Raw genomic sequence first — 23203 nt, forward strand, 5'->3', positions numbered from 1 at the left:
GCGTTATTTAATTTCAGTTTATTTATTTTTCTTGCGTTTTCCGAAGCTCTCCATTACAAGATCACTTACATCCTGAAGATAATCAAGGCTTCTCTTCTTGTTATCAGACTTGATTTTCTTCTTGTCTGTCTTAGAAACGTTCATGGTATTGGTATCTTCGCTCTTCTTAGCAGGACGCTTGTTGTCGTTTGAATCAAGATACCACGCCTTGGTAGAACCTTCACCCTTTATGTTTATCCTTCCGACATTTTCAAAACCTTCGGAAGCCTGTTTCCTGGGTTTACGCTTTCTATCCTCAGCTTTTCTTCTGTCATCAGACTTTCTTCCGTCACGTGATCTCTCATCGTTTCTCTTACCGCCTGATCTTCTGTCTCCGGGCTTTCTGTCGTCATACTTGCGATCGCCCTTATAGCTGCGTCTCCTATCTCCGGACTTACCGTCACGAGATCTTGAATATGAGCCGCGTGAATCGCCTCTGCCTCTTCTTCCATAGCCGTCTCTTCTGTCACTTCTCTTTTCAAAAAGAACAAGATCTTCTAGATCGGCGCCCATCTTAAGCTTCATAAAGCCTGCAGCAAGCTGCTCGGCTGTATATTCGCCCTCTTCAATCTTCTGATTAACAAACTCAAGAACCGATGAAATATCGGAATTCTCAATAATATCAATAACCTCGGCAAATACCTTCTGAGATTTCGCCCTCGTGATCTCTTTTGCAGAAGGAACGCGTCTTTCTTCGATACGAGTATGGCATACCTTCTCAATCTCGCGAAGCTTGTACATCTCACGTCCACCGACAAGAGTAAACGATCTTCCGCTCTTTCCGGCACGACCCGTTCTTCCGATCCTGTGAACGTAATATTCGATATCCTCGGGGATATCAAAGTTAAATACAGCCTCAACACCGCTTACATCAATTCCTCTTGCCGCAACATCAGTAGCGATAAGAATATTGATCCTTCCTTTTCTGAAAAGATTCATAACGGTGTCTCTCTGATTCTGAGAAAGATCTCCGTGAAGCCCGTCTGCAAGATAGCCTTTTCCTTTAAGGCTCTCGGCAAGCTGATCTACCATTTTCTTGGTGTTACAGAAAATAAGAGTTCTTCCCGGATTATAATAGTCAAGGAGTCTTACAAGAACTTCCTCTTTCATCTTCTGAGGAACTCTGTAATATGCCTGCTCAATAGCGGCAACCGTGATCTCCTTGGGAGTCATCTTAATATACTCTGCATCCTTCTGATACTTTCTTGTTATCTGAAGGATCGGTTCAGGCATGGTAGCTGAGAAAAGAGCTGTCTGCCTCTCTTCCGGCATTCCGTCAAGGATAGTCTCTATATCCTCTCTAAAGCCCATGTCGAGCATCTCATCCGCCTCATCAAGTACAAGAACTCTTACGCTCTTCATCTTCATGGTATGTCTGCGCATATGGTCCATAACTCTGCCGGGAGTACCGACAACAATCTGAACTCCGGCTGAAAGTGCTCTTATCTGTCTGGAAATGTCCTGTCCGCCGTATACGGCAAGGACTTTGATCCCGTGCATATATTTCGCAAAATCTCTGATATCGTCAGCTGCCTGCATCGCAAGTTCTCTTGTAGGACACAGAACAACCGCCTGTAAATGCTTATTCTCAGGGTCTACCTTTTCCAAAAGAGGTATACCGAAAGCTGCTGTCTTTCCGGTTCCCGTCTGAGCCTGGCCAATAATATCCTTACCTTCCATCATAACGGGAATCGCCGCATTCTGTATGGGAGACATATATTCAAAACCCATCTCGCTTACAGCGCGGATAATTCTTTCATCAAGGCCGGATTCATCGTATCTGACCCTTACTTCTTCTTTTTTCTTACTTACTTCCATTCAAAACATCCTTATTCTTCACCAGATAATCAATCAGTGAAACAATTGTGAGCGCAAGAGCTATCCACATAATAACTGTGGTAATCGTAGGCATGACAGGACCGCCTATATTGGCGATCATAAGCACTACCATAAGCATCTGGAAAGTAGTCTTAAATTTGCCCCAGTAGCTTGCGGCAATAACTCTTCCGTTATCTGCGGCTATAAGTCTGAAACCGCTGATTATAAATTCTCTTGCAATAATAGTAATAACAATAACCGCAGGGATTCTTCCGAGTTCTACAAGTCCGATCATTGCAGAACATACCAACAGCTTATCGGCAAGAGGATCCATAAACTTTCCAAAGTCAGTTACAAGATTGTACTTTCTGGCAATCCTTCCGTCCAAAAGATCTGTAAGTGATGCGATTATAAATGTCGCAAGCGCTGCCCACTTTAAAATATCATTGTAGGGATCGCTCAAAAGAAAGAAAACAAAAAAAGGAATCAAAACCACTCTTGCTACAGTTAATTTATTAGGTAAATTCATCGTACTTCCTCCCCTATCAGGTCGTATTCATTAGAACCTGTGATTCGAACTTTGATAAAATCTCCGGTCATAAGTTCACGTCTTACGCCGGTAACAAACAAATAGCCGTCAATATCGGGCGCATCTTTGTACGTCCTTGCAACGTAGGAATATGTGCCGTCATCCTCAATATCACCGATACGCCCCTCCACAACCGCATCAAGTGTTCTTCCGACCATATTCTCAGCTTCCTCAAATGCAATCTCCTGCTGAAGACGCATAAGCTTATTTCTACGGGTATTCTTAACCCTCTCCGTAACCTGATCCGGCATTGTTGCAGCAGGTGTGTCCTCCTCCTGTGAATACGTAAACACACCAAGTCTGTCAAACCTAAGATCCCTGACAAGAGCCATTGTCTCATTGTGATCTTTTGCCGTCTCTCCCGGGAACCCGCTTATAAGTGTAGTCCTTATACAGATATCGGGTATCTCATCGCGAAGTCTTTTAACAAGGCTTCGTATCTGCGCGTTGTTCGTGCGCCTTCCCATCTTCTTAAGGATATTATCAGACCCCGACTGTATTGGAATATCAAGATAATTACATATCTTTGGCTCGCTCTTTATCGTCTGTATAAGCTCTTCATTTATCTCCTCCGGATAACAATACAATATCCTGATCCACTTAAATCCTTCTATCTTACACAGCTTATGAAGAAGCTCGGGTAATTTCTTTTCACCGTAAAGGTCTACTCCGTATAAAGTTGTCTCCTGAGCAACAACCAAAAGCTCGGTGATTCCGGCTTCTGCAAGCTTCCGGGCATCTTCAAGAAGCTGTTCCATGGGAACACTTCTGTATCCGCCTCTAACCTTGGGTATAATGCAGTAGGTGCAACGCTTGTCACAACCTTCCGCTATCTTCAGATAGTTAAAAAGACCTCCCGTAGTGATAACTCTGTCCATACCACCGACGGGTTTCTTGTTGATATCATAGAAATAGTTCTTGTGAGAAAATAACTTGTTTCTGAAAAGAGTTTCATCGATTGCATCAATGATCTTATCTGTTGCCGTAACTCCGAGAATCTCATCCACCTCGGGGATTTCCTTTTGGATCTCCTCTTTGTATCTCTGTGCAAGGCATCCCGTAACAATAAGCGCCTTAAGCTTGCCGGATTTTCGCATATCTGCAAGTTCCAGGATTGTGTCTATGCTCTCCTGTTTGGCATCATTGATAAAGCAGCAGGTGTTAACAACTGCTGCTTCCGCTTCGTTCTCATCGTCCGTAAAGTCATAGCCTCTGCTTCGAAGTATTCCAAGCATAACCTCGGTATCGACTCTGTTCTTGTCGCATCCAAGCGACACAAATATTATCTTCATATCAGTTTTCTTCAGTATTCTCTGCTTCCTTAGCTACTTCTTCCGTAACTTCCGCAGCGTTTGCAAGTGCTGCCTTTTCCTCATCCGTAAGAATTCTGAGTGTATCCTCGTTCATCTAATCAACAGCGATTGAGAGAGGTTTCTGCTTAGCCTTAACTCTAACCATAGGCTCATCACCTGCGATGATCTGTCTTGCTCTCTTGGCTGTAGCCATAACTACAGAATATCTTGAGCTGATAACAGGCTCCTCACCTTCTTCAACGCCCTTGTTAACAACTTTCATGAGATCTACATATGAAGGATGTATCATAATAATTCCTTTCCTGCGGACTCTTCCGCAATAAACAGCCGATTATTTATATTATAATTTCTTAAGCTGCTCTCTGATAGTTTCTATAAAATCAAGATTCCTGCCGGGACTTAAATGTGCCGCATTTATGATCTTATGCACATTTTCTACACTGTCCTCAAGCTTATCATTGATGACTATATAATCATAATTCTCTATGCCAACCGACTCTTCAACCGCTCTGTTAAGGCGCTGCCTGATAACATCATCGGTCTCCGTTCCTCTGCCGCGAAGTCTCTTTTCAAGCTCTTGTGCGGAAGGTGGCATAACAAACAATAATACCGCATCCGGATACTGCTTCTTGATCTGAAGCGCACCCTGTATCTCTATCTCAAGGATGACGTCTATTCCCTGTGCAAGCTTGTCCTCAACATACTTCCTGGGCGTGCCGTAGTAATGATTGACATACTTGGCATGTTCTATAAGTCCGTCTTCCTCAATAAGCTTCTCAAACTCTTCATTGGTAATGAAGAAATACTCTCTACCGTTAACTTCGCCTTCTCTGGGTGATCTTGTAGTTGCCGAAACAGATAATGCATACTGATCATACTTGGCTGTAAGCGCCTTCATGATAGTTCCCTTACCTGCTCCCGAAAAACCCGAGACAACGATTATAATACCTTTACGATTCATCTGCAATACTCTCACTCTCCATCTGTGTCCTGCCGCTGATTGTTTCGGGCAAAAGAGCCGACAAAACAAGCATACCGTTTTCCATGACTATGACAGCCTTGGTCTTACGGCCCTGTGTTGCATCAACACTTGTTCCGTCTTCCTTGGCCCTCTGGACCATCCTTTTTACAGGGGCCGCATCAGGACTGACTATACTGATAATCTTATCGGCGTTGACTATATTGCCAAAGCCCACATGGATGAGTTTACTCAATGTTCTGAATCTGCTCCCTTACCTTTTCTATATCGGTCTTAAGTGCGATTCCTCTGTCCGAGATCTTAAGATCTGTGGATTTGGAAAGAATAGTATTGGCTTCTCTGTTCATCTCCTGTGCAAGGAAATCCAGTTTTCTTCCGATTCCATCCTTGTCATCACCGCTTAAAAGAGTATCCTTGGTAGCACCGATATGGCTGCGAAGTCTTGTTATCTCTTCATCTACACACACCTTGTCGGCGAATATCGTAACTTCCATGGCAAGCCTGTTCTCATCTATCTGCTTATCTTCAAGAAGATCGCTGATCTTCTCTCTGAGCTTGCTCTTATATTCCTTGATGATCTCGGGTGAACGCTCTGAGATATATTCAACATTCTCGCGCATACCGTCAAGCTTGGAAGTAAGATCGTTACAAAGGAACTCGCCTTCTTTTATCCTGGAATCAAGGAACTTCTGTCCGGCCTCGTTAAGAGCCTTCTTAAGTCCTGCCCAGACCTCTTCCTCATCAAGTTCTTCCTCTTCCATAGTAAATACTTCAGGAAATCTGGACAAAAAAGATATCTTTATATCCTGATCAAGTCCGAAATCGGAAGCCATCTCTTTTAAATAAGTAACATATTCTTCTGCGATCGCCTTGTTATATTTAACTCTGGAATCTGATTCCGAGAAATCCTCATAGCTGATGAATACATCAACCTTGCCTCGTTTCATATATCCTTTTAATTCGGAACGAATTGCAGACTCAAATGCATTGAATTTCTTGGGCATCTTGATATTGATATCAAGGTATCGATTGTTTACAGATTTAAGCTCAACAATATACTTGCGCTGACCCTCTGTGACTTCACTCCTGCCAAACCCAGTCATACTGCATACCATAAGTAGGTACCCTCCCTTATTTTTGGGCATAGTAATACACAAGTCATTATAATATATCGCAATATTTCGGTCAATGTTAATTGCCCCGAAAATGCGCGTTTTTCTTACAATACCTTACTCAAGAACTCCTGTAATCTCGGATGCTTGGGAGCACCGAAGATTTCTTCCGGAGTTCCCTGTTCAAGGAGCTTACCGTCTGCCATAAACAGGATCTTATTGCCGACCTCGCGGGCAAAGCCCATCTCATGAGTGACAACAACCATTGTCATGCCTTCTGTAGCGAGCTGTTTCATAACATCAAGAACCTCGCCTACCATCTCGGGATCCAGAGCCGATGTGGGCTCATCAAAAAGCATAACCTCAGGTTCCATCATAAGAGCTCGCACAATAGCAATACGCTGCTTCTGACCGCCGGAGAGCTGTATGGGATACGCATCCGCTCTATCCTCAAGGCCCACTCTCTTAAGAAGGGCAAGAGCCTTGGTTTTTGCTTCCTCTACCGGAACTTTTTTGACCTTAACGGGTGCAAGTATCATGTTGTCCATGATGGTCTTGTGAGGGAAAAGATTGAAATGCTGGAAAACCATTCCCATCTTCTGCCTGTGAATATCCATGTTGACCTTGACCCACTTGCCGTTCTCATCCTTATATTTTTTCTTGGTAATATCTACATCATTAAATATGATAGCACCGCCCGTGGGCTCCTCAAGAAGATTGAGAGACCTAAGAAATGTAGACTTACCGCTTCCCGAAGGACCGATGACAACCACAACGTCTCCCTTGTCTATCTCGGCAGTCACACCGTCGAGAGCCTTGATGGCGCCGAAATTGTAGTGTTTTTCCAAATCAGTAACCTGAATGATCTTATCTCTTGTCTCCACGGCTCATCCTCCTCTCAAAGTGTGCTATAAGTTTGCTTGTAGGGAAACATAAGCAGAAATAGATCGCCGTAGCCACAAGCAAAGGCTCGATAATTATAAATGTCGCTCCTCGAACCGCGTTAACAGCCGACATAATGTCCTGAACACCTATTGTATAAGTAATAGCCGACTCTTTTATGATAACAACGAACTCATTGGCGATCGCAGGCAAGATATTCTTTATTGCCTGAGGCATTATGATATATCTCATATTCTGTAACCAACTCATTCCAAGGCTCCTTGCCGCCTCAGTCTGTCCGCCGTCTATAGACTGGATTCCCGATCTCATGATCTCGCAAAGATATGCTCCGGAGTTCATTCCGAGAGCCACCACGCCGGGGAAAAATCTTTCAAATTTGATAAATCCAAAGAAAGTAAAACTCGGAAGCTCAATAAGGGCTCCGAATACACCGTAATAGATTATGGCAACCTGCACGATTACAGGAGTCGATCTTAAGATCTCAACATAGGCTGTTGCTATAAAAGATAAAGGATTGAATTTACTCAAAGCAACTCCGAATCCCCTTTCTTTTTGATGTCCTTCCTTATCAAGTCCCAAAAAAGCGAAAGGACAGAAATTAGACATTCTCATGGCTGATAAGATTATAGCCAAAACAAATCCGATCGCCACGGTAAAAACAGAGAGCATAACCGTTACTATCACGCCCTGAACAAAGAGCTGCGAGTAAGGAGCTATCCTTCCGAAATTCTCAATCTGTACAAAATTATCCATAAGTAATAATCTCCAACTATTGCTTAATTAACGTTATTTCCATTATATCCATCGCCGATACACATCGTCAATTACGGCATAAAAGAGCATTGGAGTATACAAAGCCCTCCAATGCTCTTACTTTATGAATTAAAAACACTTATTTACATGTAAGCTTCTTATTGTTTTAAGAAAGATCAGTTATCAAGAAGTCCTTCATGAATCTCGCCTGAAGCCTTCTCGTTTGCTGTTGCGACAAACTCATCCATTGTACCGTCTTTAAGTGCTTTTGCAATAGCTTCGTTGACACCCTTAAGGAGTTCTTCATTACCTTTGACAACTCCTACAGCTGCGCCCTCCGCTCCTTCATAAGGAACCTCAAGTGCGATGCAAAGATCGGGATAGTTCTTGGCATAGCTCTCTGCAACGGGAGTCTCTATATATGCTCCGTCAAGCTTACCTGCTATAAGCTCCGCAATTATATCCGTCACCTTTGAAAGCTGAACAATGTCAGCAGATGAGCTGTAAATATTGGCAAGATCAACCTGAATGGAACCTGTCTGTGCTCCGATCTCAAGATTGGATTTATTGGTATCGTCAAGCTTCTTAAATTTATCTTTATTGGCCTTTGTCGTTACAAAAGACTGACCTCCCATATAATAAAGCTCTGAGAAGTCCATGATGGCTTCACGCTTGGGATCGGGTGAAAGCCCTGAGATTCCGATATCAACCGACTTGGTCTGAACCTCCATAAGAACTCCGTCAAACTCAACGGGAACAATCTCAAGCTCAAGTCCGAGATAATCTGCGATATAACCTGCAAGTGCAATATCGAATCCGGCAAGCTCGGGTGTGCCATCTTCGTTGATCGCATAAAATTCATAAGGTGCAAAATCGGGTGATGTAGCTACTGTAAGCTTACCCGGTGTTACTGTTGAAATCTGTGCCTTCTCTTCTGAAGCATTATCGCCGGCAGAAGCTCCGGCATCGGCTGTCTCAGCCCCCGTCTGATCAGCATTATTTGATGTGCTCTGCGCGTTCTCTTTGGATGAACCGCATGCCGCAAGTCCTAATGTCATTGTAGCTATCATAATAGCTGCCATGATCTTTTTTTTCATAATATTCCCTCCCTAATATGCAATAACATATATGTCTAAGACGAATGATAATATCTTTTATTTCGTTTTGCAACAAAAGGTGCGCATTGTTCAATAATATTTCACAACTTGCTCAAAGGCAGGATTCATAAGCTTTTAAAGCGCCTTCTCTTTTTATGGTTTTGAGATTATCAACAACTAAATCCGTAAGTCCGTCTATCTCATTTAAATCCATGTCCCACATCCTTGTATTCCCAAGGACAGCTCTTACAAGTTCCTCTTCCGATGCATCTTTTTTGTCATTATAAAACTCAAGAACCCACCTGTCATCGCTTACAACATACTCATTTCCGGATGGTCTTTCGCAGACAAGTCCCTTGTCATTAAGCCCCTTGATATTACTTGAATAAAAAGCAATGTAAGCAGCAAGCGACATAGTAAGACAAACAGGAAGCTTACCGTTCTTTTCTATAAAGCCGAGAAACGACGGCATATTTCTTGCCTTCCACTTACTTGTCGAATTAAGTGAAATGGACATAAGCTCATGGTTAACAAAAGGATTGTTAAACCTATCTTTTACCGCTGCCGCAAATTCATTAAGATCCTTCTCATCAAGATGATCCGTCATCGTCGGTATTACCTCTTCTTCAAGCATCTTGTTCATAAACCCTGCGATTATCTTGTTGTTCATGCAATCTCTGACAATGTCTTCTCCGGCAAGATAAGCACCAAGAACAAAGCCTGTATGTGCCCCGTTAAGTATCCTTACCTTGCGATGCTTATATGGCATAACATCGGGAACAACATGTACATTAACCCCCGCTCTCTTAAACGGAAGCCTGTCCTCAAGCTCTTTGGGCCCCTCAATTATCCAAACACCGAATATCTCTCCGACATCGATAAGCTCATCGTGATATCCGTTTTCATCTTCAAGCCTTGCAATCTCCGCTTCATCCCTGATTCTGCCGGGAACAATCCTGTCGACAAGAGTTGAGCAAAAGATATTGCTCTCATTCACCCATATCTTGAAATCATCGCTAAGTCCCCAAAGATCAATATATTCGTTGACACACTTCAAAAGCTCTTTTCCGTTATTGTCTATTAGCTCGCAGGAAAGAACGACAACGCCTTTCTTACCGGCCTTAAAACGAGCATAAAGAACCTGAGTGAGCTTTCCCGGAAAGCTGTTTGCGGGAATGTCATTCATTTTACATGAAGGGTCAAAAGAAATACCGGCTTCGGTGGTATTTGAAACGATAATATCAAGGTCATCGCCGGTCGCAACATCAAGCATCTTCTGATAATCCTTGGAATCATACGGATTGACGCAGGATTTCACAGCGGAAATAACGCGCTTATTGTCTATCTTCTTGCCATTCTCACTTCCTCTGAGATATAAGGTATAGAGCCCTTCCTGCTTATTTATTATATCTGTAAGCCCCTGTGCTATAGGCTGAACAAGCATAACTTTTCCGTCAAAACCCGCTTTTTCATTACTCATGTCAAAAAAGAAGTCCACAAAAGCCCTTAAAAAATTGCCTTCGCCAAACTGAAGCACCTTGATCGGCGCATCTTTTAAAGCATATCCTTTATAACCAGACTTTTCCAAAATATCGTAATTTAATTGTTTCATATATCGAACCTCCAAAAATGTAAATATTTACATTCAGATACCATGGATATTTAGCTCATTAATAGTTATATCAAGTAATGTAAGCGTTTACAATAATTAATTATGAACTTTTTATGGATTTTATAAAATTTATATAAATTTGAACCGAAATATGGTATAAATGTTTTTATAGGGGTGTCTTGTAATAGGAGGTATTCTAATGTCAGAAGTTAATAATGACTACGTTAGGCTTTCACAGGCTGAAATTGATAGACTTATAGAAAAGATTAACGAAGAAAAAAAAGAAAAGAAAAAAGAAAAAGCAATCTAAAAAAAGAATGTCTTACGACATTCTTTTTTTGTTAAAGAAACACTTCGGCGCCCTGCATATGGCAAGGCGCCGAAGCGTATATGTTTATTGTTCATTGTTATTATTTTGATGATAGGAAACTTTTCATTCCTTTAGGTACAAGTGGCTGATGGCCATACATCATGCACCGAGTTTCCACAGTATTTCTTACTGCCAGCCTGGATAGTCTCTCCAGCCCCTTAGCCAATACTTTCTTTTTCCTCATTGCAAGATCACCTCCTACTATTACAGTTCCTCGGTTTTAATAGCCACGGTACGGGAACAGCTGATCTCGAGATTGCCGTTTCTTACACGCATCTCATCTATCATGCTCTTGGTTGATGCACCTGACTGCATGATGATCTTGTAGCTCAGTCTATATAAACTTCCCATTCCGTAGGTACGAACCTCCTGTAATTCAGACTTGGTTGTGTACTTTGCAAGTATATCATCAAAAATACCTTCAAAATCCAATCCTTCCGGAATTGTGATTTTAAGCAGCTTCTCGTTCTCTCCGATATGGAGACTGTTGAGAATCACACTCACAAGTGAAAGTATCACAACAAAGATAACGGCAATACCAATGTATCCCATACCTGTCGCAAGGCCCGATGCCATAGCAAGGAAAATACTTGTTATCTCTTTGCCGGCTCCCGGTGCCGATCTAAACTTAACCAGAGAGAAAGCTCCGGCCACAGCCACTCCGACTCCAAGGTTACCGTTAACAAGCATGATAATGATCTGCACGATTGCAGGTATCAGCGATAACGTAACAAAAAAGCTCTTTGAATAGCTGTTTCTTAGTGTATACATAAATGCTATAAAAATACCGATAGCAAGTGATGCAAAAGTTGAAACCAGGAAGGTGACCCCCGTAACCATCCCATTTGTCATAATGGACCCAAATATATAGTCTGCTGTCATTGTTTTTTCCTTCTGTCTTTTTTATAGTATTGCCGATATTCAGTTTTTATACGGCGGCGCTCATTGCCACAAATCTGGGCTCGTTGCCGCTCATGTAATCGATATAACCTCTTCCATACTTAGAAAATGAAGTCTTTCGAATATTTAGCTCATCCAAAATCCTTGCAAGTTCTACGGACATCGCTCCAGCAATCTTAAGCTCCATAAGATGCTGCCCGGGCTCAAGAATATCCTTGCCCACATTCCCCTCTTTTAACGATAATTTGTCCGTTCTCCATCTGATGTTAGTATCAAATGTGATCCGAAGATCCGGATCATGAATCCCCTCCATTGCGATCCTGTCATAAGAAATCGCCATCGCAGGCACTAATTCCCCATAGTGCTTCTTCATATAATCAATCTCAGTAGATATCTGCGATTGATTTTCAAGCTCTTTACCTTTCACAAGATAATCAATTGCTTCCGAATAAGGCATTGAGATTCTTCTTTTGTAGACAACGCCCTTATACTTTTTCTTGATCTCAATAAAAGCATTGGTGTCGTCTGCGGCCACGCCATATGAACGCAATCTGAGCTTTTCCTTGTAGATAGGCTTATCAAGAGAATTCTCGATAAGAGCAAAATCCGGAGTATCAAAATAGATATTCAGAATTGAAGTCTTCCCATAACTATCTACCCTCGCCATACCTTCAAGTCGTTTTCTCAGCGCTACATATTGCATGTCATCCAAAAGGTATTTGACCTCGATCCTCTCGAAGACATCTTTGTAACCCGCCATATGTACCTCCTTCGCTCGAGCTAAAACCCATTATAAACGTTTTCGGAGGCCATATTTTCATGTTGTAAAAAATACGGATTTTTATGTAATTTTTAATGAATTCCATATAGAATTGCGACTACAGTGAAATCTTCAATATTGTCTTTTATCTTCACTTCACCGTCGTAATACTTAACTGCCTTCCTTACTGAGGATAAGCCTATTCCGTGGTTTTCCTTATCTTCTTTGGTCGTAAAATAAGCCCCGTCACTTCCTCTTCTTTTCTCACTTATGCAGCTGTTTTTTATGCAAATATGAAGAATACCCTTTTCATACGACACTTCAACGTTGATATATCTTAACCCCTTAGCCACCTTATAGCATGCTTCCAACGCATTTTCCAAAAGATTTCCAAGTATGATGACAAGATGATCGCTTCTAAATTCAAGCTTTGAAGGGACAAAAACGGTAGCATCAAATTTAATCCCGTTTTCCTTTGCTATTTTATATTTATGATTGATAAGAGAATCTATGATAATATTTCCGCTTCGTGATATCTCCTCCGCATTGACATTTATACCGTCTTTAAGGAGCCTTTCTATGTATTCGCAAGCCTCTTTGTTATGTCCTTGCTTGATCATCTCAAATAGTCCCGTAAGATGGTTTTTCATATCATGCCTGGTTCTTCTGATCTCTGCATAGAAATTTTCCTGATCGCTTGCTTGGGCAGAGCAAAGCTCAAGCTGCTTGCAGTATAGCCTGTTCTCCGATTTAAGCTCTGCATCAAGGCTGATCCTGTCATAAACCTCAAATATAATGTAATTCATAAGCAGAAAAAAACATCCCGAAATGATAGCTATATTGGCATAAGCTGTCTGAATTGATGCGATCATAAACAGCCAGTTCATTAGAATAATGGTTACAATCGGAATAATTAGGATTATAGAATAGATTTTTAACGGAATGTCATTATGTCTCTTTTCTCTCTTGGTCCTGCTCAAAATAATATCCATAATAAGCAATAATACCGAAGCCATATAACCGCCCGTTATATTGGTAATACTACTATCAACGCCGATAAAAGTCATAATTAATATGCCTGCAACTTCCATAAGCATATTTATAACGCAGACAATAATTGCAAAGAATGCACTCCGCATAAGGGAAGCGCCCCTTTCAATTATTCCGATCAGGAAAAGAATAAAAATATTGATACTGATCATTATCCAGGGATTTATAAAATTAATAAAATGATTGGTTAATATCTGATATACGATGAAACAGCCCCAGCCAATCCTTCCGGCAATGATTCTGTTATTCTTTTTTCCAAGAAACAGTGTCATCAGCTTACTAAAGACATAAGCATAAAGAAATGGAACAAAAAATTCCGGTATTAGCATTATTTGATCTGTCATATCCCCACCACCTATATATTTTCTATACAGCCCATCTAACCTCCATTAAAACATTTTCTCACCCCATTATGCAACACGTGTTTTCAAAAGCTTGCCAAAATATGATATACTACGTAGGAAGGCACAGAAAACGTTTAAGTGCCTTTTGTAAACACATACCCATCCTACAAAATTAACCATTACATAATGATAACAGCTTGAAGGAGATAGGATATGTTAAAAATAGCCATATGCGACGACGACGTTAAACTGGCCGGATGGCTGGAATCTCATGTTAACAATGAATGCCTAAACAGCGGCATACGCGCCGATATCGATATTTTCTATGATGGTCTTCCACTGGTAAAAAGTTTTGAAGAAGGAAAAGGCTACGATATCATCTTCCTTGATATCGAGATGGAAAATATGGATGGTATTTCAACCGCCCGCAACATACGTAAGTTCAGTAAGGATGTGATCCTTATCTACATATCGGGTTATGAAAATTACCTAAAAGAACTCTTTGAAGTTGAACCATTCCGGTTTCTGTCCAAACCCGTCAATCTGGAAAAATTCAAATTGTATTTTAATCAAGCTCTCGGAAAGCTCGAAGAAAACGAAGGCTTCTTCCAATATATCTATAAAAGAGAGCTTATTAAAGTTCCGTTCAAAAACATCGTTTATTTTGAAAGCTCAAGCAGACTCGTACATATCCATTTAAGCGACGGTTCTGTTAGGCAATTTTACGGCAAAATAAATGACATAGAAAAAAGCATCGAGAGCAATCGCTTCTTTTTCCTCAGAATACATCAGTCTTTCCTCGTAAATTATAAGTACGTTAAAAGAATCAGCTATTCGTATGTAATAATGCACGTTGGAAATGAAGAAGTCGAATTAAAGATAAGTGAGAAAAAGCAAAAAGAAATCCGCGATAAAGTGTGTAACATCGCGGTAGCACAGAGCAAATTCGAAAGTACGGGTTGTCCGAATCACAAGGATCAATAGAAAAATGGAATATCTGTCCAAGAAACTAACTGACTATATACTTAAAAAGAACGTGATAGAAAAAGAAAACTACGAGATATACAAATATGGTTTCGAATCTTTACTCGAAACAGCTTTTTGCTTTGCATCCGTTCTTGTTATTGCAGCCTTTATGCATGCAATCCCGCAGGCGCTCTTCTTCTCTTTCTTTTTTCTTATGATGCGCTCATACACGGGAGGTCTTCATCTTAAAACCTTTAAAGCGTGTTATATATTCTCGTGTTTATTGCTTGTAGCATGTCTTTTTTTGGTAAAAAAAATCACCTCACAGCCACCGGTTTCTCTGATAATATACGCTATATCGGTTCTTGTTATCCTGACCACCGGCCCTGTGGATCACCCAAACAAACCGGTTGAAGAATCGGATAGCAAAAAATTCATGCTTAAATCTTATATAATAATCGGTATCAGTATAATTACAGCTCTTGCATTATATTTTTCAGGAAACAAATCATATCTTTTCCTTGAAGCCGTAACCTTTGCTTTTACGGCAATAACGGGAATCCTGGGAAAAAACTTTAATCGATATACAGGTTCTTGAGCCTGTCTTTAAGTTCATCGGCAAATCTCTGCGCCACTTCTTTTGGCGCAGTTATTTTTACGCCGTTTCCAAGTGCAAATATCCATCCAAAAAACTGATCGCTCAAAGCGACGTTAACGATTGTCTCGCTGTAACCTTCTTCTTTACTCTTTCTTATCGTTATATCTTTCCCGAATCTATCAAGAAGAATTCCGACCATCTCATTTTTAAACATAAGCTTTACAGCTGTCTCTTCGCCTCCGAACATGCCGAAGTTCATGCGTGAATAAGCCGCCATATTAAGGGCGTTAAAGGCTTCCTTGCCTTCTCTTTTTTCTTCAAGATGAACTATATTTCTCATCTTATCGACTCTGTAATGCTTTATCTTGGATGCAGCGGAATCATAACCTATAAGATAATAATTCTCATCGTCAAAAGTTAGAGCCCAGGGACTTATCTCATACATACCGTCTTTCCTTGGAACCATCTTCTTTTCAAGATTCCACTGAAGATATTCGAATCTGATCTTCTTGTTGTGAGCGATAGCATTGTGAATCTCATCGACCACGTAGTAGATACTCTCGTTCATGGTCTTGATCCTGCCCTGCACCACAACCTGCCTTCTAAGCTGCATAGCCTCAAACTCACTGCCAAGAGCCGTAACCTTTTTTATCAGCTCGGAAGATTTCTTTTCTGTAATAAATTTGGATGACTGTATAGAATCAACTAAAAGCTTAAGCTCGGCAAGCTCAAAGTGCTTGGAGCCGACATGATAATAAAAATGTCTTCCCTCCTGCTCTCCTATAACATCAATACCAAGAACTCTGAGTGCTTCCATATCATCGTACAAACTCTTTCTGTCCGCAGTCACACCGTAGACTTCAAGCTGTTCCCTGATCTCAGGCATGGTAAGAAAATGTTCATCATCCGTCTTTTCTACCATGATCTTGGCTAAATAATATAACTTAAGCTTTTGATTGGCCCCCTTAGGCATAGCATCCTCCCAAAACTCCTATCAATAATCAATTATCTTATTGATAAGATCCATATCATCACCGCAATACTTTACATACACATCGCTCATTGCGTCTCTGAATTTTTTCTTTTCTTCAGGCGACAGCGTCGTTACCTGTGTTCCGCTGTCGATAGCTTTTTTCTTGGAGCGTTCTTCTCTTTGAATCCAGAGCTTTCTCTCATATTGAGCAGACTCTTTGGCACACTCCGTTATTATCTCTTTATCGGAATCAGAAAACATGTTCCAGACATACTCCGAACAGATCTGCATCTCGGGAACTCTCACGTGCTCATCGATAGTATAGTACTTCGCGACTTTATAATGATTCATCGATTCATATGAAGGCCAGTTATTCTCAGCGGCGTCAACTATCCCCTGCTCAAGCGCGGAATAAACATCAGAATATACAACCTCGATCGGATTTGCTCCGAGCGCAGAGATCATGTCCGCCATTATCGCAGATTCCTGAACTCTTATATTCATTCCGGCGCAGTCTTCAACCGAAGTGATCGGCTTGTCTGCACTGTAGAAATTTCTTGCACCCGCATCATACCAGGAAAGACCTACCAGGTTATAGTTCTCTGTTTTCTTAAGGAACTCATCACCGATCTCACCTTCAAGAACTCTCCACATATGCGCCGAATCATCATAAAGATACGGTAAAAGAAGTACATTCATCTCCGGGATTTTCTCGGCAAGCTGTGATACAGAAACTCTGGCAAAAGCTATTCCGCCGTACTTCATCTGATTGATGGCCTCTGCCTCACTTCCAAGCTCCGCTCCGTATTTTATCTGAATCTTGATCCTTCCGTTCGTGCGCTCATAAACAAGATCTGCGAACTTTTCTCCGCCAAGCGTAGTTGGATAGTTCGCGGACTGGTTTTCGGCATACATTAAAACATACTCGGGAGCTTTCTCAGTCTTTTTTCTGTTATTGAAAAACCAAATGCCCACGACGGCAACAGCTGCCGCAAACAATATGGTCGATGCGATTATCCATCTCTTTTTCATGAGCCCAATACTCCGTTTCTATACTCGCTGGGAGTCTTTCCCGTCATCCTCTTAAAGACCCTGGTAAAATAATTGGCATCGCGATATCCCGCTTCTGAGCTGATATCTTTAATGTTGATCGCGGGATTGGCAAGAAACTCTTTTGCCTTGCTTATCCTAAATTCATTGAGATATACGATAAAGCTCTTTCCGAAATTCTGCTTAAAGAGCTTGCAAAAATACACATCGGAATATCCCAAAACTCCGGCCACATCCTGAAGTGAGATATCCTCCTTGTAATGCTCGTCGATATAATTCTTAGCCTTTCTGACGATTATGCCTGATTTTTTACTGTCAACATCACCCTCATCAAAATCAAAAAGTGTTGATGCCATATCATTATCATTATCGCAAATTGTATCTTTTTCGCTGTTCTTATCGGCAACGCTGAATGCCTCCTCAAAAGCACTGATAAGATCCTCATCGGATCCCGGCTTAAGAAGATAATCAAGTGCCTTTACTTCAATAGCTTTTTTCGCATAACTGAATTCATCAAATGCCGTAAGAAAAATGATACTGCAATCACGATCAAACTCTCTTATCTCTTCTGCTGCTTCAAGTCCGCTCTTTCCGGGCATCGCAATATCAAGAAGTGCTATCCGGCACTTATTTTTCTTAAACTCCTCAACAGCCTCAACACCGTTTTCCGCCAAAAAAATCTCTACCTGATCCGGAAAAAAACCTTTTATTTTTTTTGAAATAACCTGTCTTTCGATAGGCTCATCATCTGCAATAAGTACTCTGTACATCAGCTACTCTCCTTGATTTAGTCAGTATCGCCCGCAAGATAAGGAAGTGTAATTGTTATAGTCGTTCCCTCACCTTCTGTGCTGTCAATCTTCATGTCGCCTTCCGCGTACATGCCCTTAATTCTTCTGTAGATATTTCCGATTCCGATTCCGACACCGCCATTCTCTTTTCCTTCAAGTGATTCATGAAGCTTTTTAAGAGTTTCGCTGTCCATACCTTTTCCGGTATCCTTGATCACGATAACAAGATTATCATCGACCTTGGAAACATCTACAGATACACATCCACCCTCAACCTTAGGAGATATTCCGTGAATGATACTGTTTTCAATTATCGGTTGTAATGTAAAAGTCGGAACCATAACATTGTCCGCATCGACTTCACAATTAACAACGTACTTAACTCTGTCACCGAATCTCATCTTCTGAAGATACATATAGTCTTCCGAAACCTTAAGTTCCTGTGACAAAAGAACCTCCTTAGCCTGGTTCTTGAGGTTATATCTAAACAGCGACGAAAGAGCCTTTATCATCTGCTCGGATGTTGATGCACCCTCTAGATTGGCCATTCCGCCGATAACGTTCAATGTATTAAAAAGAAAATGTGGATTGATCTGATTCTTTAAAAGCTCGAGATTCATTGCATCAAGCTGCTTCTCGGCTTCAAGAGTTTCAACTTCCTGCGCATGAAGTTTATCAAGTGCTTCCCTTCTTTGCTCAAGCGCCTCGATATACTCTCCCGTCGCATATTTCATCTTGTTAAAAGCAACCACGAGTTCCCCAAGTTCATCCTCGTTATCGGCTTGGACATCATCGATAAAAAAGTCGTTTGCCGCGATCCTTCTTGAAGCATTCGCAAGCTTAAGTACAGGCTCAGTGATCGCTTTGTTCATCATCCTGGATATCTCAAGGACAATCGAGAAAAGCAAGATACTTAGAGTGACCGCGATAAGAGGAACGGCAAAAACGGTCGGGATAAGTTCTCTGTACTTGGCGTTTCCGTCTTTTAGAGTAAGATCGACAAACTTTTGGGCATAGCCAAGAAGGTAGTCCTGCATTGTGTAAACGGAATACAGTCTGCTTACGTAGTCATGACTTTGAAGTTCCTCATTAACTAACTCATCTCTGGATGAACAATACACATCATAACAAGTTCTTAGAGAAAAGAGCTGAGCATACCTATTCTCTCCGAGTCTGTCGTAATCAAGCGGGATCTCGTTTATTGCCTTATCCGTCTCACTGAAAGAATTCAAAAGAGCTTCTCTGTTCTCCAAAGAATTGTTGTCTATATATGCATTGAAACAATCTTTCTCCTTATCAAGAACCGCAACTATCTCTCCGCCTTTTGAATTGTCTTCCATGATATCATTGACGTCTATAACAAAAAGTCTTATCAATATGGCATCAAAAACAATGGCGACCAATATGGTAAGAAAAACAGTTCCCGTAAAGAGAGTTATTTTGTTTTTTATGGTAATCTTTTTCCAAAAGGCTTTTAATTTTTTCATATTTTTAAAAGAAGACAGCGTATAGTTACTATTAAAGTATTATATCGCTGCCTTCGATAAATTTCTATTTTTCTTTTTATTTGCGAATCTTTTTGCACAAGAATTCGTAGAACTCTTCTTTCTCATCACCGAGAATCCTGTTGGTGAGCATATATCCGTGGGTCGCATCAGACATAACAACGATCATATTGGTCTGCTTGATGGCATTGGATATCTTGTTCCATTTGATATCCTCGTGTTTGCCTTCACTGTCAACATGAACACCGTTATCATCAAACATAAGCTCTACTCTTCCGGGCAGATTCTCGAGCTGCTTTACACTTCTTCCGTAAATAGCGAGAGGTTGAATAACAGGAAAAAGAAAACAACCGATGAGCATGAGGGTTCTTATAAAGCCTCCGGTCTGACTCCAAAAGTGAACAGTCAGCATTATCATAGCCACCGTAAACACAACATTGATAACTCCGATGAATGAACGATAGGTTCTGAGCATTGCTATGAACATAAGATCCTTTGGCTTTACATCTGAAATATATCTGTATTCCATACAATAATCCTTTTATTTAGCAAACAGGTTAGGTAAGAACATGCTGATCTCAGGTATAAATGTGAGAAGCAAAAGTACAATGATCATGCATAAATAAAAAGGAAGTGTTGCCTTAACGACCTTCTCCATCTTAACCTTACCTACAGCGGAACCGATGAATAATACAGCTCCTACAGGAGGTGTAAGAAGTCCGATACCGCAGTTAAGGATGATCATGATACCAAACTGAATCGGATTGATACCGATAGACTGTGCGATCGGAAGAAGGATAGGTGTAGCTATCAGGATGATGGGAGCCATATCCATAATGCATCCGAGTACAAGAAGTATCAGGTTAAGAAGAAGTGCTATAAGTATCGGATTACGTGTAAGTCCGATAATAGCATTTGCAGCAAGATCAGGTACATGAAGTGTTGTCAGGCAAAAGCCAAAGATACTTGAAGTTGAGATAAGGATAAGCACAATGGAAAGTGTGTCAATACACTGCTCAAGAGTCTTCCATATTCCCTTAAGGTCAAGTCCCTTATAAATGAATACACTGACAATAAGACTATAGATAACTGCAATAGCTGCAGACTCTGTAGCTGTGAACGCACCACCTACAACTCCCACTACAACAATAATGATTGCTGCAAGAGCCCAGATAGATACTCCGAGCTGTTTAATAAAACTCTTTATGTTAAATGCTTCTCCCTTGGGATAATGTCTCTTCTTGGATATGATATATGATCCAACCATAAGAGAGATAGCAAGAAGTGCTCCCGGAATATATCCTGCAAGGAAAAGGCTTCCTACAGATATACCTCCTGCACTCATGGCATAGATAACCATGTTGTGACTGGGAGGAACAAGAAGTCCCTCACATGATGATGTGATGGTTACAGCTGTTGAGAAATCGTCATCATATCCCTCTTCTACCATCATAGGTATAAGGATTGTTCCAAGTGATGCTGTATCTGCAGCTGCAGATCCGGAAATACCTCCGAAGAAATATGAAGCAACGATATTAACCATCGCCATTCCGCCTGTCATCCATCCAACGCAGGAATTTGCAAGAGCAATGAGTTTCTCGGATATTCCTCCGCTACCCATTATGCAACCCATGGTGATGAAGAACGGTACCGCCATCAAACTAAAAGAACTGATTCCCTTAACCATCTGCTGACAAACTGTTGTAAGCGGGAATCCCTGATATAACAAACAGAAAATAGATGAAAGTGCTACTGCATACGCAATCTGAAATCTGAGCAAAATCATAACGAGAAAGCTCACAAGCAATATTGCAATAGCTGTTGTATTTATTGCCATTACTTATTCTCCTCCTTAATAACTATGCTCTTAATATGGTTGTAGAACGCTTCTATTTCGAAGACCACCATTGCCACGCCCGCAACGGGAATCGGGAAATAAAGCCAAAATCTTGAAAGGAAAGGCACACTTGTATATGATCCCATGCTTCCTAATTTGAGTGCATACTTCCATCCCACAGTGATCATTACCAGCGCAAGCCCAAAAACAAAAACATCGTTTAAAATATCAAGCGCTTTAATGACAACCTTGGGTAAATATGAGTCTAAAGCTGTCATACGGATATGTGCACCGCGTCTGATAGCAAGCGCAGCTGATAATACTGCCATATACGCCATAAGTGTAAGCACTATCTCTTCACACCATGCAGGAGCGGTAACAAAAGGTATATATCTACATGCAACTGCTATGCTAGTGATAAGGATATCTGCAACAAGTAGAAGCTTGCAGATAAAAAGCATAACCTTATATGTCATATCGTATAAAGGCTTGATCTTATCAATCTGATTAAAAATGCCTTCCATAAAATGCCTCTTTTCTAAACAAGGCACAGGAAGTAAGACTCTCTGTGCCTTGTAATTTATTGCTTAATTAAAACTGTAATTTAATCTTGAAAAAAGATTACTTCATATCGCAGATCTTCTTGTAAAGATCTTCCTGTCCCTTAGTGTTCTCTTCGATAACAGGCTTAACTGCTTCCTGCCAAGGAGTAATATCCTCAACTTCAACGATGTTTACACCGTCAGCCTTAAGCTGCTCAAGTACCTCGTTCTCCTTCTCTTCAGAGATTGAACGGTTGTACTCAGAAGCTGCCTTACCTGCCTCTGTAATGATTTCCTGCTGCTCAGGTGTAAGCTTGTTCCAAGCATCGTCTGTGATAACTACCTGGATGGCACCAAGCGTATGTCCGTCAAGGATCATATTGGGAGCAACTTCAGGGAATGCCTTTGACTTGTAGTTAGCAATAGGCTGCTCAGCACCGTCAACAACACCTGTCTGAAGTGACTGATAAAGCTCGTTGAAATCAATAGGTGTAGCAGATGCGCCAAGACCCTCAACAAGACCTGTCATAACAGGGTCTGTAGAAACACGAAGCTTCATGCCCTTGAATGACTCGATACCTGTAATTGCATCTCTTGTGAAGAAATGACGGAAGCCTTCCTCACCATAGAAAAGACCTCTGATGCCTCTGCCTTTTTCTGAGGGCTCAAGAAGGAATTCCTGTGCAAGATCTGAATTGGCAAAGTTCCAGAAATGCTCACGGTTTACGAATGTGTAAGGAAGTGAAAGAAGCATTGACTTCTCTCCGCCGTAAGGTGTAAGAGCGAAAGCGGAAATTCTTGACATATCGATTGTTCCGCCGCCACCAAGCATTGAATCAAGCACAGCTGCCTCATCACCGAGAACTCCACCGGGCTGAAGGTCAATAATGATAGATCCGTTTGATCTCTTCTCAACCTCTTCCTTAAACTTAGCATCTGTCATACCAACGATGGTATCAAGGTTATTAACCTCTGCCATAACAAGTGTGATAGCATCAGCTGCAGGTGTTACTGCCTCAGCTGCTGTTGCATCTGCCGCAGGTGTCTCTGCCGCTGCTTCTGTTGCATCTGTAGCTGCAGGTGCCGCAGGAGCTTCAGGAGCTGAAACGCCACATGCTGTCATAGAAAGAACTGTTGCTGCAGCTAAAATAGTTGCGATAATTTTTTTCTTCATACCATAACCTCCCATAAAATTTGGAAATAAAAAATGACATTGTCGTTTTTCGACAATGTCATTATAGGTTATAGCCATGTTAGAAAAAATCGGATATTTTTAAGAATCCTAGTACAATCTTAATGTCT

At 41.1% G+C, this 23203-nt stretch carries 25 protein-coding genes; 2 read left to right on the forward strand and 23 right to left on the reverse strand.

All coding sequences use genetic code 11. The features are described 5' to 3' along the window. Positions 1-18 precede the first annotated feature (18 nt). The 15 genes from D6856_RS01205 to D6856_RS01275 all read right to left on the reverse strand — a co-directional run bounded on the left by D6856_RS01205 (position 19) and on the right by D6856_RS01275 (position 13639). Positions 19-1857 carry a DEAD/DEAH box helicase gene (locus tag D6856_RS01205; RefSeq protein ID WP_120685394.1) on the reverse strand — a complete coding sequence of 613 codons (1839 nt, stop codon included), beginning with the start codon at positions 1855-1857 and terminating at the stop codon, positions 19-21. Continuing rightward, positions 1844-2386 (reverse strand): CDP-diacylglycerol--glycerol-3-phosphate 3-phosphatidyltransferase, encoded by a 543-nt coding sequence (pgsA, locus tag D6856_RS01210; protein ID WP_120685395.1) that lies wholly within the window; start codon positions 2384-2386, stop codon positions 1844-1846. Before pgsA ends, D6856_RS01205 begins: the two co-directional genes overlap by 14 nt. Continuing rightward, positions 2383-3738, reverse strand: a complete 1356-nt coding sequence (gene rimO / locus D6856_RS01215) for a 30S ribosomal protein S12 methylthiotransferase RimO (RefSeq protein WP_120685396.1) — start codon at positions 3736-3738, stop codon at positions 2383-2385. Before rimO ends, pgsA begins: the two co-directional genes overlap by 4 nt. Positions 3739-3853: 115 nt before the next feature. Further along, complete coding sequence (gene rpoZ / locus D6856_RS01220) at positions 3854-4048, reverse strand: DNA-directed RNA polymerase subunit omega (RefSeq protein ID WP_120685397.1); 195 nt, start codon at positions 4046-4048, stop codon at positions 3854-3856. A gap of 51 nt (positions 4049-4099) precedes the next feature. Further along, entirely contained in the window at positions 4100-4720 is a 621-nt protein-coding gene (gene gmk / locus D6856_RS01225; protein ID WP_120685398.1) for a guanylate kinase, read from the reverse strand. Continuing rightward, positions 4710-4973, reverse strand: coding sequence for a DUF370 domain-containing protein (locus tag D6856_RS01230; protein ID WP_120685399.1), 264 nt, complete (start codon positions 4971-4973; stop codon positions 4710-4712). The genes gmk and D6856_RS01230 overlap by 11 nt, the downstream gene beginning before the upstream one ends. After that, a complete protein-coding gene (locus D6856_RS01235; RefSeq protein WP_120685400.1) occupies positions 4966-5853 on the reverse strand; it encodes a YicC/YloC family endoribonuclease in 888 nt (295 codons plus the stop codon). The genes D6856_RS01230 and D6856_RS01235 overlap by 8 nt, the downstream gene beginning before the upstream one ends. Positions 5854-5957: 104 nt before the next feature. Further along, positions 5958-6734: an amino acid ABC transporter ATP-binding protein gene (locus D6856_RS01240; RefSeq protein ID WP_120685401.1), complete on the reverse strand. Its 777-nt coding sequence runs from the start codon at positions 6732-6734 to the stop codon at positions 5958-5960. Continuing rightward, a complete protein-coding gene (locus D6856_RS01245; RefSeq protein ID WP_092243644.1) occupies positions 6718-7506 on the reverse strand; it encodes an amino acid ABC transporter permease in 789 nt (262 codons plus the stop codon). Before D6856_RS01245 ends, D6856_RS01240 begins: the two co-directional genes overlap by 17 nt. A gap of 176 nt (positions 7507-7682) precedes the next feature. Continuing rightward, complete coding sequence (locus D6856_RS01250) at positions 7683-8603, reverse strand: transporter substrate-binding domain-containing protein (protein ID WP_243113984.1); 921 nt, start codon at positions 8601-8603, stop codon at positions 7683-7685. Positions 8604-8715: 112 nt separating this feature from the next. Then, positions 8716-10215 carry a tagaturonate reductase gene (locus D6856_RS01255; protein WP_120685402.1) on the reverse strand — a complete coding sequence of 500 codons (1500 nt, stop codon included), beginning with the start codon at positions 10213-10215 and terminating at the stop codon, positions 8716-8718. A 410-nt stretch (positions 10216-10625) separates the two neighbouring features. Further along, complete coding sequence (locus D6856_RS01260; RefSeq protein WP_120685403.1) at positions 10626-10769, reverse strand: cyclic lactone autoinducer peptide; 144 nt, start codon at positions 10767-10769, stop codon at positions 10626-10628. 20 nt (positions 10770-10789) lie between these two features. Continuing rightward, entirely contained in the window at positions 10790-11467 is a 678-nt protein-coding gene (locus D6856_RS01265) for a DUF4956 domain-containing protein (protein WP_092243653.1), read from the reverse strand. Positions 11468-11513: 46 nt separating this feature from the next. Continuing rightward, complete coding sequence (locus D6856_RS01270; protein WP_120685404.1) at positions 11514-12245, reverse strand: polyphosphate polymerase domain-containing protein; 732 nt, start codon at positions 12243-12245, stop codon at positions 11514-11516. Between the two features lie 92 nt (positions 12246-12337). Further along, positions 12338-13639: a sensor histidine kinase gene (locus D6856_RS01275; protein WP_120685405.1), complete on the reverse strand. Its 1302-nt coding sequence runs from the start codon at positions 13637-13639 to the stop codon at positions 12338-12340. A gap of 213 nt (positions 13640-13852) precedes the next feature. Here D6856_RS01275 and D6856_RS01280 point away from each other — a divergent pair, with 213 nt between their 5' ends. Further along, entirely contained in the window at positions 13853-14623 is a 771-nt protein-coding gene (locus D6856_RS01280) for a LytR/AlgR family response regulator transcription factor (RefSeq protein WP_092243662.1), read from the forward strand. Positions 14624-14627: 4 nt separating this feature from the next. Beyond that, a complete protein-coding gene (locus D6856_RS01285) occupies positions 14628-15203 on the forward strand; it encodes an accessory gene regulator B family protein (RefSeq protein WP_120685406.1) in 576 nt (191 codons plus the stop codon). On the opposite strand, the gene D6856_RS01290 is transcribed toward D6856_RS01285, so the two are convergent. From D6856_RS01290 to D6856_RS01325, 8 genes are all read right to left on the reverse strand, one after another. Further along, positions 15181-16176 carry a helix-turn-helix transcriptional regulator gene (locus D6856_RS01290; protein WP_120685407.1) on the reverse strand — a complete coding sequence of 332 codons (996 nt, stop codon included), beginning with the start codon at positions 16174-16176 and terminating at the stop codon, positions 15181-15183. The two genes, D6856_RS01285 and D6856_RS01290, sit on opposite strands and share 23 nt — an antisense overlap. A 21-nt stretch (positions 16177-16197) precedes the next feature. Continuing rightward, the gene (locus D6856_RS01295) at positions 16198-17208 is read right to left on the reverse strand and encodes a TRAP transporter substrate-binding protein (RefSeq protein ID WP_120685408.1); all 1011 of its coding nucleotides are present in this window, start codon (positions 17206-17208) and stop codon (positions 16198-16200) included. Then, the gene (locus D6856_RS01300) at positions 17205-17996 is read right to left on the reverse strand and encodes a response regulator transcription factor (RefSeq protein ID WP_243113985.1); all 792 of its coding nucleotides are present in this window, start codon (positions 17994-17996) and stop codon (positions 17205-17207) included. Before D6856_RS01300 ends, D6856_RS01295 begins: the two co-directional genes overlap by 4 nt. A 17-nt stretch (positions 17997-18013) precedes the next feature. Beyond that, positions 18014-19393 (reverse strand): sensor histidine kinase, encoded by a 1380-nt coding sequence (locus D6856_RS01305; RefSeq protein WP_243113986.1) that lies wholly within the window; start codon positions 19391-19393, stop codon positions 18014-18016. Positions 19394-19580: 187 nt separating this feature from the next. After that, on the reverse strand, positions 19581-20051 hold the full coding sequence (locus D6856_RS01310; RefSeq protein ID WP_092243683.1) for a YcxB family protein: 471 nt from the start codon (positions 20049-20051) through the stop codon (positions 19581-19583). Positions 20052-20063: 12 nt separating this feature from the next. After that, positions 20064-21359 (reverse strand): TRAP transporter large permease, encoded by a 1296-nt coding sequence (locus tag D6856_RS01315; RefSeq protein WP_120685411.1) that lies wholly within the window; start codon positions 21357-21359, stop codon positions 20064-20066. Next, complete coding sequence (locus D6856_RS01320; RefSeq protein WP_120685412.1) at positions 21359-21883, reverse strand: TRAP transporter small permease; 525 nt, start codon at positions 21881-21883, stop codon at positions 21359-21361. The genes D6856_RS01315 and D6856_RS01320 overlap by 1 nt, the downstream gene beginning before the upstream one ends. Before the next feature lie 97 nt (positions 21884-21980). After that, positions 21981-23075: a TRAP transporter substrate-binding protein gene (locus D6856_RS01325; protein ID WP_120685413.1), complete on the reverse strand. Its 1095-nt coding sequence runs from the start codon at positions 23073-23075 to the stop codon at positions 21981-21983. Positions 23076-23203 lie beyond the last annotated feature (128 nt).

It is taken from the genome of Butyrivibrio sp. XB500-5 (genome assembly GCF_003625505.1).
In the GTDB taxonomy this organism is placed as follows: domain Bacteria; phylum Bacillota; class Clostridia; order Lachnospirales; family Lachnospiraceae; genus Butyrivibrio.